The organism is Roseovarius sp., from assembly GCF_040219995.1.
Taxonomy (GTDB): domain Bacteria; phylum Pseudomonadota; class Alphaproteobacteria; order Rhodobacterales; family Rhodobacteraceae; genus Roseovarius.
On record NZ_JAVJUC010000014.1, the window covers coordinates 614001 to 627658 of the forward strand.

15 protein-coding genes are annotated in these 13658 nt (G+C 64.3%); 2 read left to right on the plus strand and 13 right to left on the minus strand.

Going from position 1 to position 13658, the window contains the following annotated elements; translation table 11 throughout:
- Positions 1–12: 12 nt before the first annotated feature.
- The gene (locus RID11_RS07240) at positions 13–663 is read right to left on the minus strand and encodes an SDR family NAD(P)-dependent oxidoreductase (RefSeq protein ID WP_350137039.1); all 651 of its coding nucleotides are present in this window, start codon (positions 661–663) and stop codon (positions 13–15) included.
- 110 nt (positions 664–773) lie between these two features.
- Between RID11_RS07240 and RID11_RS07245 the strand changes: the two genes are divergently transcribed.
- Positions 774–1343 (plus strand): biotin transporter BioY, encoded by a 570-nt coding sequence (locus RID11_RS07245; RefSeq protein WP_350137041.1) that lies wholly within the window; start codon positions 774–776, stop codon positions 1341–1343.
- Positions 1344–1414: 71 nt separating this feature from the next.
- Here the strand turns inward: RID11_RS07245 and RID11_RS07250 are convergent, their stop codons facing one another.
- The 11 genes from RID11_RS07250 to RID11_RS07300 all read right to left on the minus strand — a co-directional run bounded on the left by RID11_RS07250 (position 1415) and on the right by RID11_RS07300 (position 11537).
- Positions 1415–1678 carry a type II secretion system protein N gene (locus RID11_RS07250; RefSeq protein WP_350137044.1) on the minus strand — a complete coding sequence of 88 codons (264 nt, stop codon included), beginning with the start codon at positions 1676–1678 and terminating at the stop codon, positions 1415–1417.
- 147 nt (positions 1679–1825) lie between these two features.
- Positions 1826–3280 carry an amidophosphoribosyltransferase gene (gene purF / locus RID11_RS07255; RefSeq protein ID WP_350137047.1) on the minus strand — a complete coding sequence of 485 codons (1455 nt, stop codon included), beginning with the start codon at positions 3278–3280 and terminating at the stop codon, positions 1826–1828.
- A 134-nt stretch (positions 3281–3414) separates the two neighbouring features.
- Positions 3415–3978 (minus strand): CvpA family protein, encoded by a 564-nt coding sequence (locus RID11_RS07260; RefSeq protein ID WP_350137049.1) that lies wholly within the window; start codon positions 3976–3978, stop codon positions 3415–3417.
- Positions 3979–4005: 27 nt separating this feature from the next.
- Positions 4006–5370, minus strand: a complete 1365-nt coding sequence (gene radA / locus RID11_RS07265; protein WP_350137051.1) for a DNA repair protein RadA — start codon at positions 5368–5370, stop codon at positions 4006–4008.
- A 54-nt stretch (positions 5371–5424) separates the two neighbouring features.
- The gene (locus tag RID11_RS07270) at positions 5425–6189 is read right to left on the minus strand and encodes a DNA repair protein (protein ID WP_350137053.1); all 765 of its coding nucleotides are present in this window, start codon (positions 6187–6189) and stop codon (positions 5425–5427) included.
- A gap of 144 nt (positions 6190–6333) precedes the next feature.
- Complete coding sequence (locus RID11_RS07275; RefSeq protein WP_350137769.1) at positions 6334–6774, minus strand: paraquat-inducible protein A; 441 nt, start codon at positions 6772–6774, stop codon at positions 6334–6336.
- Between the two features lie 84 nt (positions 6775–6858).
- Positions 6859–7605, minus strand: coding sequence for an ABC transporter ATP-binding protein (locus RID11_RS07280; RefSeq protein WP_350137056.1), 747 nt, complete (start codon positions 7603–7605; stop codon positions 6859–6861).
- Positions 7602–8387 carry an MlaE family ABC transporter permease gene (locus RID11_RS07285; RefSeq protein WP_350137059.1) on the minus strand — a complete coding sequence of 262 codons (786 nt, stop codon included), beginning with the start codon at positions 8385–8387 and terminating at the stop codon, positions 7602–7604. Before RID11_RS07285 ends, RID11_RS07280 begins: the two co-directional genes overlap by 4 nt.
- The gene (alr, locus tag RID11_RS07290; protein WP_350137062.1) at positions 8384–9421 is read right to left on the minus strand and encodes an alanine racemase; all 1038 of its coding nucleotides are present in this window, start codon (positions 9419–9421) and stop codon (positions 8384–8386) included. Before alr ends, RID11_RS07285 begins: the two co-directional genes overlap by 4 nt.
- A 145-nt stretch (positions 9422–9566) precedes the next feature.
- Complete coding sequence (locus tag RID11_RS07295) at positions 9567–9680, minus strand: entericidin EcnA/B family protein (protein ID WP_050661931.1); 114 nt, start codon at positions 9678–9680, stop codon at positions 9567–9569.
- Between the two features lie 27 nt (positions 9681–9707).
- Positions 9708–11537, minus strand: coding sequence for an extracellular solute-binding protein (locus RID11_RS07300; protein WP_350137065.1), 1830 nt, complete (start codon positions 11535–11537; stop codon positions 9708–9710).
- Between the two features lie 283 nt (positions 11538–11820).
- Here RID11_RS07300 and RID11_RS07305 point away from each other — a divergent pair, with 283 nt between their 5' ends.
- Positions 11821–12594: a 3-hydroxybutyrate dehydrogenase gene (locus RID11_RS07305; protein ID WP_350137067.1), complete on the plus strand. Its 774-nt coding sequence runs from the start codon at positions 11821–11823 to the stop codon at positions 12592–12594.
- A 317-nt stretch (positions 12595–12911) separates the two neighbouring features.
- Here the strand turns inward: RID11_RS07305 and RID11_RS07310 are convergent, their stop codons facing one another.
- A complete protein-coding gene (locus RID11_RS07310; RefSeq protein ID WP_350137069.1) occupies positions 12912–13604 on the minus strand; it encodes a DUF502 domain-containing protein in 693 nt (230 codons plus the stop codon).
- Between the last annotated feature and the right edge of the window lie 54 nt (positions 13605–13658).

The following is a 13658-nucleotide window of genomic DNA, read 5'->3' on the forward strand; positions in this document are numbered from 1 at the left end:
GCGCGCGGGCGCTCAGATCAGGGCCAGAAGGCGCGCGGCCTCGTCGCGCGGATGTGCCAGCCCCTCGCGATCCTCGCCGGGGTGGAACCGCGCGCGCGTGGCGGTGGCCATCGGGTGCGGTGTGAGGATGTGAATATGCGGCCCGGTCTTGGCGGTCTCGGCCTGCCAACTGCGGGCAAGCGCGATTTGCGCGGCCTTGGTGGCGCCGTAGGCCCCGAAAAACTTTTCGCCCGCCTTGGCGTCGTCAAAGAAGATCGCCTGTCCCGCCTCACCGAGAAGCGGCGCGATGAAGGGGATGAGGATACCGGTGGCGCTCACGTTGCAGGCCACGGATTTGGACCAGTCGCCGTCGGAGAGATGGTTGGCGGGGGCCAGGGGCGCGGCATGCACTGCCGCATGCACCCAAGTTGCGATACCGCCCCAGCGGTCATGGACCGAGCGGCAAAGCTGCGCCATGGCCTGCGTGTTGGTGATATCCATCGGGGCCAGCGTGGCGCTGCCGCCGCGCGCCTGAATGCGGTCGTCGAGTTCTTCGAGCGCGCCGGTGGTGCGGGCGACCGCGATGATGTGATGCGTGTCGCAGAGCGCCTCGGCGATGGCGGCACCAAGGCCGCGCGAGGCACCGGTGACGAGGGCGAGGGGGAGATCGGTATCCTGTGTCATATGCGGGAAATCCCACCTGTCGCGGGGCAAATCAAGGACAATCGCTTGACTTTTGCGGCAGCGCGACGAAAAAGTCGGGACGAACAGAGATAATGGAGGGACGCGACATGATGCGCGACACAGTTCTAGCCAAGGCCGTGATCGGCCAAGATACCCTGCTTCGCAAGATCGGCGTCGTGCTGACCGGCTCGCTCTTTGTAGCGCTTGCCGCGCAGGTCAGCGTGCCCTTCTTTCCGGTGCCGATGACGTTGTCGACGCTCGCGGTGCTGATCGTCGGCCTGACCTTTGGGTCGCGCATGGGGGCCGCGACGCTGCTGGCCTATCTGGCCGAAGGGGCCATGGGCCTGCCGGTCTTTGCGGGCGGCATGAACGGGGCGTCGCTGGTCGGCCCGACCGCCGGCTTCCTTTACGGCTATGTCGGCATGGCGTGGCTGGCCGGTCTGGCCGTTGAAAAAGGTCTGGCGCGCGGGGTCGTCTCGACCGCGCTGTGCGGGATCGCGGTTTCGGCGCTGCTTTATATCCCCGGCCTTGCATGGCCCGCCGCCGTGATGGGCAAGACCGTGCCGGAGCTTTGGGCCCACTGGATGGCGCCGTTCCTGATCGGCGATGCGGTCAAGGCCGTGATTGCGGCGATGGTCGTCTATGGCGGCTGGAAGGCGCTGGAGGCGCGTCGCGGCTAAGCCGACACTTCAATTGCCTGAGATTGAGGCCGCGCCCGGGCAACCGGGGGCGGCCTTTTCTTATGCTGGGATCAGGTGCCGGGCATGCTCAACCGTTCGGCCCGGCCGTTGCGCGACAGAATCACGACGCCCTCTCCGATGGCCGCTACTGTGGCGCGGTCAAGGGTGTCGCCGGTTTCGACCCGGGCCACCTTGCCACCGTCCAAGCGCACCAAGGCGACGGCGCTGGTCGGGCCATGCATCGTCCCCAGCAATGTGATGCGGCGCAAGGGCAGGGCACCTTGTTGCGTCGCCGTGGCCAATGTGGCCGCAGGCGTGGATGTTTCGTTTGCCATGAATGCCTCGGGGGGTTCTTGTCGCTGCCCGCGCGTCTATGCGGCGCGCGCGGCAGAGAAAAGCCCGAGTTTCCCGCTGTGGCAGGAAGTTGCCGCCGCATGTCGCGGGGTTGCAAAACCCCGCTTATGCAGCCGATTTGCCCGTGATCACTCGGCGGCTTTCAGCTCGAATCCCTTGGCAATCATGTCCGAAGGCTCGACCGGGTATTCGCCCGAGAAACAGGCATCGCAATATTGCGGGCACTTGGCGTCGCGGCCCTGCGCCTCGCCCACCGCGCGGTAGAGCCCGTCGAGCGAGATGAACCGGATGCTGTCCACGTTGAGATGCTCGCGCATCTCCTCCTCGGACATGGTCGCGGCCAGAAGTTTTTCGCGCTGCGGCGTGTCGACGCCGTAGAAACAGGGCCAGGCCGTGGGCGGGGAGGCGATGCGAAAATGCACCTCTGCCGCCCCGGCATCGAGGATCATTTCCTTGATCTTGCGGGAGGTGGTGCCGCGCACCACGCTGTCATCGACGAGGATCACGCGCTTGCCCTCGATCAGGGCGCGGTTGACGTTGAGCTTGAGACGCACGCCCATGTTGCGGATCTGCTCTGTCGGCTCGATGAAGGTGCGGCCCATATACTGGTTGCGGATGATCCCCATCGCGAAGGGAATACCCGATTCCTGGCTGTAGCCGATGGCCGCGGGCGTGCCGCTATCGGGCACCGGGCAGACGAGATCGGCATCGACAGGGGCCTCGCGCGCGAGTTCCACGCCGATTTGGTGGCGGGTCTCATAGACCGAGCGACCGCCGATGATCGAATCGGGGCGCGAGAAATAGACATGCTCGAAGATGCAGAACCGCGAGGACTGGCGGCGGAAGGGGTAATGGCTCTCGACGCCGTCTTTCTCGGAGATCACCACCATCTCGCCGGGGGCAATTTCGCGCACGAAGGTGGCACCGATGATGTCGAGCGCGCAGGTCTCGGAACTGAGCACCCAGCCTTCGCCCAATTGGCCCAGCACCAGCGGGCGCACGCCCAGCGGGTCACGGACGCCAATCAGCTTGGTGCGGGTCATGGCGACAACGGAAAACGCCCCCTCGACCCGGCGCAGCGCATCCTCCATCCGCTCGGGGATGTTGCGTTGCAGGGAGCGGGCCATCAGGTGGATGATGCATTCGCTGTCAGAGCCGGACTGGAAGATCGAACCGCGCTCGATCAGTTCCTTGCGCAGGGCATCGGCATTGGTGATGTTGCCGTTATGGGCGATCGCCGCCCCGCCCATCGAAAACTCGCCGAAAAAGGGCTGCACGTCGCGGATCGCGGCGCCCTTGGCCCCGGCGGTGGAATAGCGCACATGCCCGATGGCCAGCGGCCCGGGTAGCGTTTCCATCAGCGATTGGCGGGTGAAGTTGTCGCGGACATAGCCGAACCGGCGGACCGAGTTGAACCCCTGTTCGGGATCATGGCTGACGATGCCGCCAGCCTCCTGTCCGCGATGTTGCAGGGCGTGCAGCCCGAGGGCTACGAAATTCGCCGCGTCGGACAGGCCGACGACACCGAATATACCGCATTCTTCCTTCAGTTTATCGTCGTCGAAGGGGTGAGCGGGGGGCATTTGAGTGGACAAGGCTGGCAGCTCCGAATCCCGTGTCTGTCACTTGCGCCCCTCATACGCGCTCCGATCAGGTATGTCACGAAACTATCACAGAAACCTGTGCGCGCTCGCGGGCTGTGCCGCTTTACGTTGCGTCACTGCCCGGGTGCTTCGCAGGAGCCGATCAGTTCCTCGTATTGCTGCGTGATCCAGCCGAGCGCCTGTTCGGGATTTCCATCCTCGACCTTGCCGGTCAGCTGTGCGAACACCCGTGCCGAACGACTGTCGTCGATGATCGCGATGCTTTGCGAGCTGATCACCGTCTCGTAGACAAAATAGGCAATGGCGATGAGCAACACGCCGCGCGCCACGCCGAAGACAAAACCCAGTCCCTGATCGAGCCCGCCGAGGACTGAGCGCTGCACCAGCGACGAAAAGAGCGGTGTGATCAGCGAGGCCACGATCAGCCCCACGGCAAAGACTACCGCGAAGGCCCCGATCATCGAAAGCTCGCAACTGTCGGCGATGAATTCGCCGACCACTGGAATTTCGGTGACCAGCGGTTCGACCTGCGGCGCGAAGATGAAGGCGAGGATACCGGCGACGACCCAGCCCGCGATGGCCAGCGCCTCGCGCACAAAGCCGCGCGAATAGGCCAGTAGCGCCGACAGCACGATGAAAAGCGCCACGACGCCGTCGATGATGGTAAAACCGTCCATAGCCTTGTCCTGTCCCTCTGGGCGCGCCTAACCTGCGCCGAAAATATCACCCACGAACGCAGTCAGATCGCCCATCCGGGTCAGGCTGAGGCCGCTGGTGCCGCCGGTCTTGCCACCGGACGGAATGATCGCCGAGGTGAAACCAAGGTTTTGCGCCTCTTTCAACCTGTTTTCGGACTGTCCCACCGGGCGGAGCGCCCCGGAGAGGCTGATTTCGCCGAAAATCACCGTTTCCGCGGGCAGGGCGGTGTCTTCACGCGCGCTGAGCAGGGCTGCGGCGACCGCAAGATCGGCCGCCGGTTCGCTGATGCGCAAGCCACCGGCCACGTTGAGATAGACGTCGAGCCCGGCAAAGGGGATGCCGCAGCGCGCCTCGAGCACGGCAAGGATCATCGCGAGGCGCGCGCCGTCCCAGCCGACCACGGCGCGGCGTGGCTGCGCATGCGGGGTGGGGGCGACGAGCGCCTGCATCTCGACCAGCACGGGGCGGGTGCCCTCGATGCCCGAGAACACGACCGAGCCGGGCGACGGCGCGCCGCGCCCCGACAGGAACAGCTCCGACGGGTTGGCGACCTCGGCCAGCCCGCCCCCGGTCATCTCGAACACACCGATCTCATCGGCGGGGCCAAAGCGGTTCTTGACCGAGCGCAGGATGCGGAATTGATGGCCGCGCTCGCCCTCGAAATAGAGCACGCAATCGACCATGTGCTCGACCACGCGGGGACCGGCGATCTGGCCGTCTTTGGTGACATGACCGACGAGGATCACGGAGGTGCCGAAGCGTTTGGCGAATGTGGTCAGCTCATGGGCCGCGGCGCGGACCTGAGAGACGCTGCCCGGCGCGGCCTCGACGGTGTCGGACCACATGGTCTGGATGGAATCGATGATCACCAGATCGGGCTTTTCCGCCTCGAGCGTGGTCAGGATGTCGCGCAGCGAGGTGGCGGCGGCGAGTTTGACCGGCGCGTTTTCCAGCCCCAGACGCTGCGCGCGCATGCGGACCTGTGCGCTGGCCTCTTCGCCCGAGACGTAGAAGGTCTTGAGGCCCGCGCCTGCGAAGCGTGCTGCGGCCTGCAACAGCAGTGTGGATTTGCCGATGCCGGGATCGCCGCCCACCAGAACCGCGCTCGACGGCACGAGGCCGCCGCCCAGAACCCGGTCAAGCTCGCCGATACCCGAGAGGGTGCGTGGCGGCGGGGCTTCTTCGGTCGAGAGATCCGTGAGCGTCAGCTGCGCGCCGCGCTTGCCGCCGAGAGTCTTGCCCTTGGGGCCGGTCGAAAGCGGGGCCTCTTCGACGATGGTGTTCCATTCGCCGCAGGCATCGCAACGGCCCGACCAGCGGTTGTGCACCGCGCCGCAGGCCGAACAGGTAAAGGTCGAGGATTTCGCCATGTCCGGGTCATGCCCCAAGGGCTGGCCACGGTCAAACCCGAAAATGCACCGCGATTATTCGGCGGCTTTCTTGCTGAGGTCTATGACCGTGCCGTCGGCGCGCAGGATCTCTTCCAACCCCAGTTCCGGCAGCACCTCGCGCAGATCGTCGCGCAGGCGGGTCAGCTGGCTTGCCGCGACGCTTTCCTCCAGATCAACCTCATGCGCCCAATGCTTGAGGTCGCGGCTGATCTGCTTGGCCTGATCGAGCCGCGCGTTGAACGCCTCGACCTCCTGCTGCCTCTGGTGCAGGAATTGCCGGGCGCGGGCGACCTTCTCGTCGGAATAGACATCGGCCAGCTCGCGGCTGATATGCGACATCTGGGCGGCGACTTCGAGCAGGTCCGGCTCGAGCCCGCCGAGATCGGGATGCTCGCGCAGGTAGGCGAGACGCTCGCGCACGGCGTCAAACTCGGATGAGAGTTGGAACAGCCCGTCGCGATCCGCCGCATGGGCGGCGTGATAGGCGCGGGCCACGTCCTGCATGCCGATATTGAAGCGCCGGTGTGAGGTTTCAAGCGCCATGATGCGGGCATTCGCGGGCAGGAAAAAGCACAGCATCACCGCCAGAACGGTCAGGCCAATTTGCCCGATTTGCCCCGCATTGTGGTATATCACCCCGCCGAACCCGGCCTCGAATTCAAGCCATGGCACCAGCCCGAGCGCCGCCCCGATGCTTGCCGCACTCAGCGCGAGCGCGGCCAGAAGAAACAAAGCAACGGCGAGCCGTTGGAATAAAAATTGGGTCAGCAGCGCAACAGATTTCAAATGTGCGGGCATGACTTCCCCCCTGAAAGACCATATCCAATATAGGCAAGTTTACGCCGATTGCGTCAAAGGCAAAGGATTAATTCATTCAACACAGGCTCAACAAAGGGGGAGTGTTGCGTGACTGCGCCGGGTTGTTGCCGAAATAGGGACAGTTCAGGAGGCGGGCCGGGTTTTGTCCACCAGAAAGCCGAAGGCGATGGCGGCCAGCACGCAGGAGGTGAAGAGATAGAGCCCCCAGGCGACCTCGACCCGCGCGAGGCCAACGCCTTTGACCACGATGATATAGAGCGCGATCAGAAAGATATCGGCCATCGCCAGCTTGCCCATGAGGTGCAGCGCGGGCAGGGCACGCGGGGCCAGCAGATCGAACTGCACCAGCGCGAGACCGATGGTCTTGAGATAGGGCGCGAAGAGCGCGAAGAAGGTGACCAGAAGGGCGAGGATGACATCGCTTTGCCAGAGTTCCTGAAGCCCCGAGATGATGCTGATCTCACTGAGGCCAAAGAGCGGCAGGGCAATGCCCGCGCGCAGGAGTGGCGCGAACCAGGCGACGGGGAAGAGGATCAGGAGGGTGAGATTGGCGTATTTCAGCATGTTATGCGCCATACCTCTGCGATTGCGTGCAAAAATCTTGCAAGATTTTTGCCAAGAATTTTCGAAAATTCTTGGCGCGGGACGTCACCGGACCGCCTCGATCGGGCCGTCGGCGCGGCCGTGGATGAACTGGTCGAGATATGGATCGCCCGACTGGTCCATGTCGCCCACCGGGCCGGTCCACTGGATCACCCCGTCATGCAGCATCGCGACGTTATCGGCGATGGCGCGCACCGAGGTCATGTCATGGGTGATGGTCATCGCGGTTGCGCCCATTTCCACCACGATCTCGCGGATCAGCTCGTTAATCACGCCCGACATGATCGGGTCGAGGCCGGTGGTCGGCTCGTCGAAAAAGATAATCTCTGGCTCGGCGGCGATGGCCCGGGCAAGGCCCACACGTTTTTGCATGCCGCCCGAGAGTTCGGCCGGGAACTTGTCGGCCACGTCCGGTTTGAGGCCGACGCGGCGCAGCTTTTCCACCGCGATCTCGCGCGCCTCGGCCTTGGGCCGCTTGAGCGAGCCGCGCAGCAGGCGGAAGGCGACGTTTTGCCAGACGGGCAGAGAGTCGAACAGCGCGCCGCCCTGAAAGAGCATGCCGAAGCGCGCCAGGAAGGCGTCGCGATCGCCGGAGGTGACGTCGCGCCCGTCCAGTGTGATCGACCCGCTATCCTGCCGGATCAGCCCCAGAATGCACTTGAGCGCCACCGATTTGCCGGTGCCCGATCCGCCGATGATCACCATGGAAGAGCCGGACTCGATGGTCAGGTTCACGCCCTGCAGGACGCGGTTCTCGCCAAAGGCCTTATGAACGTCGCGCAGTTCGATCATGCCGAAAAGAACACCTCTGTCAGGATGTAGTTGGATGCGAGTATCAGCACGCTGGCGGCGACCACCGCCGTCTTGGTGGCGCGCCCCACGCCTTGCGCGCCGCGCCCGGAGTTCATCCCGTAATAGCAGCCCATCAGCGCCACGATGAAGCCGAAGACCGCGCCCTTGATCATGCCGGAGACGACATCCCATGTCTCGAGGAAATCAATCGTGTTGTGCAGGTAGGTGGCCGCGCCGAAATCAAGGCGGCCCACGCCCACCAGAAACCCGCCCATGATGCCGATCACATCGCCCACGCCCACGAGCAGCGGCACGGCGAGGGTGGCGGCCAGCACGCGGGGCAGGGTGAGGTATTTCATCGGGTTGGTCGAGAGCGTGGTGAGCGCGTCGATCTGCTCGGTCACTTTCATCGTGCCGATCTCGGCGGCAATGGAGGAGGCCACGCGCGCGGCGACCATGAGGCCACCCAGAACGGGGCCAAGCTCTCGTGTCAGGCCGATGGCGACGATCGAGGGCACCACGGTTTCGGCGTTGAAGCGCGCGCCGCCCGCGTAGATCTGCAAGGCGAGCGCGCCACCGGTGAAGAGCGCCGTCATGCCGACCACGGGCAGCGACAGCCAGCCGATTTGCACCAGCGCATGGCCGAATTCGCGCCAGTAGAAGGGCGGTCGCGCCAGATGACTGACCGTGTCGCTGGCAAAAAGCGTGATCCGCCCCATGCCGGCCAGCCCCGCCAGCACCGTGCGCCCGATGGACGCAAGAAAGCCGAGGATCAGGGTCATCCGCCGATATAGCGCCGCATGTAACGCGCCCCCAGTGAGGTCAGGATCTCATAGCCGATAGTGCCTGCATTGTCGGCCAGCACGTCGATGCCCTGATGCGGACCGAGCAGTTGCAGATGCGACGGGTCACGGCCGAGATCTGTGATGTCGACGCCGATCAGGTCCATCGAGATGCGGCCCGTGATGGGGCAGGGGGTGTCCTCGGCCCAAAGGCTGGTTTTCGGCCCCATGGCGCGCAGGATGCCATCGGCATAGCCCGCAGCCACGGTCGCGATGCGCATGGCGCGGGGCGCGGTGAAATCGGTGCCATAGCCCACCATCTCGCCGAGGGCGATGTCGCGGCACTGGATCACCGGAATGTCGAGGGTGACGACCGGGCGTGCGTCGGTATAGGGCCGCCCGCCATAGAGGCCAATGCCGGGGCGGGCGAGGTCAAAATGATAGTCGGAGCCCAGCAGGATACCGCCGGTATTGGCGAAACAGCGCGGCACATCGGTATCATCGGTCATCGCGCGGAAGGCGGCCAGTTGCTGCGCGTTCATCGCCGCTTCGGGTTCGTCAGCGCAGGCCAGATGGCTCATCAGCATGACCGGGTTCTGCGCCAGCGCGATCTGGCGCACCGCGTCCCATTCGGTGGGCTCCATCCCCAGTCGGTTCATGCCGCTGTCGAGTTGCACGCCGAACGGGTGGCCCGGCAGCGCCTCGGCGTGGCGGATCATCTGGTCGAGCGAGTTGATCATCGGGATCAGGTCCAAGTCGCCGATCATGTCCGCATCGCCGGGCATGTGCCCGGAAAAGACGTGGATCGCCACATCCGGGCCCAGCACCTGCCGCAGCGATACGCCCTCTTCGGCGATGGCCACGAAGAAATGCCGCGCGCCCGCGCGCGCTAGTACCCGCGCCACACGGTCGACGCCGAGCCCGTAGGCGTCGGCCTTGACCACGGCGGCGGTCTCGCCGCTCGACATGGCATTGAGGGCACGCCAGTTGGCGGCAATGGCGTCGAGGTCGATTGTCAGGGTTCCGCTGCTCATGCGGGCGGTTTTGACAGGATGGGCGGGGGCGTCAAGGGGAAAGGCATATGCCTCGGGCGCGTCAGGACTACACGAAAAACGACCCGCATCGCCGAAGGCGCGCAGGGGCAAGATCGCCCTCGGTCATGTTGCTGGACTTGCGCGCTCAGAACCAGCTCTGAACGCCGCGCGCAGCACCCGATATGTCACGTCCCACACCGTCGACGGTGGCACAGCCTGCCAGCGTGGTGATGAGGACAAGCGCAATCAGTTTTTGCATGCTCCTGCCTATGGTTGTTGCCTGTTCTTATTCTTCTGCCTCGAACCACCAGACCTCGGGGAGGAAACCGATACCGTCCCCGTAGATCGGCAGCTTCGTTTCAGGATACTTCAACTGCGCCTTATGGGCAATACGGCCGGTGCTGTATTGGTGGATCGGGATCACGTAGCGCCCTGCCGTCAGTATCCGGTCGAGCGCGCGGGTGGCAGCGACGAATTCCTTGCGGTCACGCGCGCCCAGCATGGTCCGGATCATCGCCTCGGCGGGGTCCGAGCGCATGCCCATCAGGTTGCGGCTGCCGGGATCGTCCACCCCGTCGGAACCCCAGTAATACATCTGCTCGTTGCCGGGGCTGAGCGAGAGCGAGCGGCGCATCATCGTGAGGTCGAAATCATATTGCGCCTCGCGCTCGGCATATTGCGCCTTGTCCACACTCTCGACCTCGAGGGTGATGCCCAGCCGGTCGAGCGCGCGGGCATAGATATCCATCATCGCGCTCGCCTGCGCGATCAGACCGTCCTGCTGCAAGAGCACCGTCAGCCGCAGCGGTGTGTCGTCGGCGTTGACCAGTCGGCCCTCCTCAACCTGCCAGCCTGCCTCGGCCAGAAGCTGCATTGCCCGGCGCAGCCCCTTGCGGTTGCGCGCGGTGCCGTCGCCCTCGGGCAGGCTGTAGCCCTCCAGCGTGCCGGGGGGCAGGGTGTCGGCGTGAGGCTCCAGCAACGCGCGCACGCGGCCCGTGGCGGGACCGTGATCCATGCCCAGTTCCGAGTTGGAGAAATACGAGGTGATGCGCGGTTGCCGCCCGCCGGTCAGCGTGTCGTTGATATAGTCGAAATTGAACGCGGTGATCAGCGCCTCGCGCACGCGCCAGTCATCGAGCGGCGCGCGGCGGGTGTTCATCACGAAACCGGTCATGCCCGAGGGTTTCTGATGCGGGATTTCGGATTTCACGATTTCGCCGCGGGTGACGGCGGGGAAATCATATTCCTCGGCCCAGGCCTCGGCGTTGAATTCGCGCACATAGCTGATGATCCCGGCCTTGAAGGCCTCTTTCAGCACGGTGTCGTCGCCGAAGAACTCGATCCGGATCTCGTCGAAATTGTTGGTGCCACGCCGGAAAGGCAGGTCGCGACCCCAATAGTCGGGGTTGCGGCGGAGGGTGACGTGGCGATTGACCTCGTAGTTCTCGACCACGTAAGGGCCGGAGCCGAGGGGAATATCGTCGATCCCCGCCTCGGCGATGTCGTGGCCTTGCCATTGCGCCTTTTGCAGGATCGGGCGCAGCCCGGCCAGAAGGGCCAGTTCGCGATCCTCTTCGGTGAACTCCAGCCGGACGCTTCGCGGCCCGGTCTGCGCGATGCTGCTCACCTTGGACCAGAAGCCGCGGTAGCGCGGATGGCCCTCGGTTCCCAGTGTCTCGAAGGACCAGATCACATCTTCGACCGTCACCGGGGTGCCGTCGGAGAATCGGGCCTCCTCGCGCAGGGTGAATTCGACCCATGTGCGGGCCTCGTCGGTCTCGACCGATTCGGCCAGAAGCCCGTAAAGCGTGAATGGCTCGTCCCAGGATCGCCCCATGAGGGTCTCATGCGTGAGATGCGCCAATTGCCAGGGTGGACTGCCGCGCAGGATGAAGGGATTGAGCGAATCAAAGCCGCCCACGTTGCCGGTGACCACCCGTCCGCCCTTGGGGGCATCCGGGTTGGCATAGGGCAGGGACACAAAATCAGGTGGCAGGGCAGGGTCGCCATACATAGCTATGCCATGCGCGGGCTGCCCGAGCGCCTGCGCACCGGCCGCGGCAAGGATTATCGCGCAGAGGGCGGCCCGGATTTTGTGGAAAAATTCTGATCCCATTTTGGCGACAATCCTCAATGTTCCTTGTTTATCAGACGCTGAGCGTAGAGGCGGATTCACGTCTTTTCAAACTTTTAGCTTGGCCCGAGGCGCAGGATTGCTTATAAAGGGGGCACTGCTCGATAGGTTTCTTGCCTGTATGAAACCTGCCTCAATAACTTGACGCCCGCCTCGTGCGGGCGTTTTTTTTGGCCCGCTCTCACCCTCGTGATCCTCATTCCCCGTGCAATTCGCAGATGCGGCACATATGCTGCGCGTGCATTCTGAACAAGGGAGAACAGGCATGAGCGTCAAAGGCAAAACCGCTGTCATCACCGGCTCGAATTCCGGCATCGGGCTGGGCATCGCCTGGGAACTGGCGCGCGCCGGGGTCGATGTGGTGCTGAACTCCTTTACCGATTCGGACGAGGATCACGCGCTGGCCAAGGAGATCGCCGACGAGACCGGGACCAAGGCCCGCTACATCAAGGCCGACATGTCCGATGGCGAGCAGTGCCGTGCGCTGATCGAACAGGCCGGGGCCTGTGATATCCTGATCAACAACGCGGGCATTCAGCATGTCGCCCCGATCGACGAGTTTCCGGCAGACAAGTGGAACGCGATCATCGCGATCAACCTCAATTCCGCCTATCACACCACCGCAGCCGCGCTGCCCATCATGCGCAAGGCGGGCTGGGGTCGGGTGATCAACATCTCTTCGGCGCATGGACTGACCGCGAGCCCCTACAAATCGGCCTATGTCGCCGCCAAGCACGGCATTGTCGGCATGACCAAGGTGGTGGCGCTGGAAACCGCGAAAGAGCCGATCACCGCGAACGCCATCTGCCCGGGCTATGTGCTGACCCCGCTGGTGGAATCGCAGATCCCCGACACGATGGAAAAATACGGCATGGACCGCGACGAGGTGATCGAGAAGGTCATGCTGGAGCGGCAGCCGTCGAAGGAGTTTGCCACCACCGAGCAGTTGGGCGGCACGGCGCTGTTCCTGTGTTCGGACGCGGCGGCGCAGATCACCGGCACGACGATCAGCGTCGATGGTGGCTGGACGGCGTTGTAAGGCGCGGGGCAGGGGAGAGAGTGGCTTGTTGCTGACCTTTGATGTTAGCGAGATGAGTCGCGCGGTGCCCGACCGCCGGGTGGGCGCAGCAACCTCGGTGGACCGCACTTTATGCCAGCCAAACACTCCCGCGTTTTCAATAGCTTGAAACGTTGCAAAAGCGCCCGCCCGTCACGCCGGAGGCGTGCCGGTGGGATTGGCGCACCTTCGGTGCGACGGGGCGGTCGGGCGCTGCGCGGCGGTGCCTGCGGCACCTCTATTCCGCGCATTGGTGCTGCACCTGAACGACAGCAACAGGCCAGCCCTCTCGCCGCCCATCACCCGGCCTTCTTGCGCATCTCCTCGGGCTTTTTCTGGCCCGGATAGACAAGACCCGCCGAAATCACCAGCTTGGCCGCGTCTTCGATGCTCATGTCCAGTTCGATCACGTCCTCGCGCGGAAAGAACAGCAGAAAGCCACTGGTCGGGTTGGGCGTGGTGGGCACGAAGACGCTGAGCAGGTCGCTGCCGGTTTCTGCCTTCTGGTTGATCTCGCCCTTCGCCTCGGTCGAGATGAAGCCCACGGCCCAGATATCCTTGCGCGGATATTGCACCAGACAGGCTCTCTCGAAATTGCTCTCGGTCTGGGCAAAGACCGTCTCGGCGATCTGCTTGACGCCGGAATAGATCGACCGCACCACCGGCATCCGGTTGACCAGCGATTCCGCGAAGCGGATGAGCGATCGCCCGATCAGACCCTTGGCGACCCAGCCCACCAGAACCGTGAAGATCAGAAAGATCACCACGCCGACGCCGCGCAGGTTGATGCCGATATAGCGCTCGGGCTGGTAATGCGCAGGGATGAGCGGCAGCACGAACCCGTCGACCCAGCCGATCAGCGTCCACATCAGCCAGATCGTCAGACCGACCGGGGCGATCACCACCAGACCGGTCAGGAAACTGGTCCGCAGCCCGCCGAAACGGGTCGGTTTCTTGGGGACGATCGGGGGCTCTTCGAAGGGCGTGGTCATGGCAACTCTCATCAAGAGAACGGGGTTTATCTAGGCGCATTCCGCCCCTGTCAC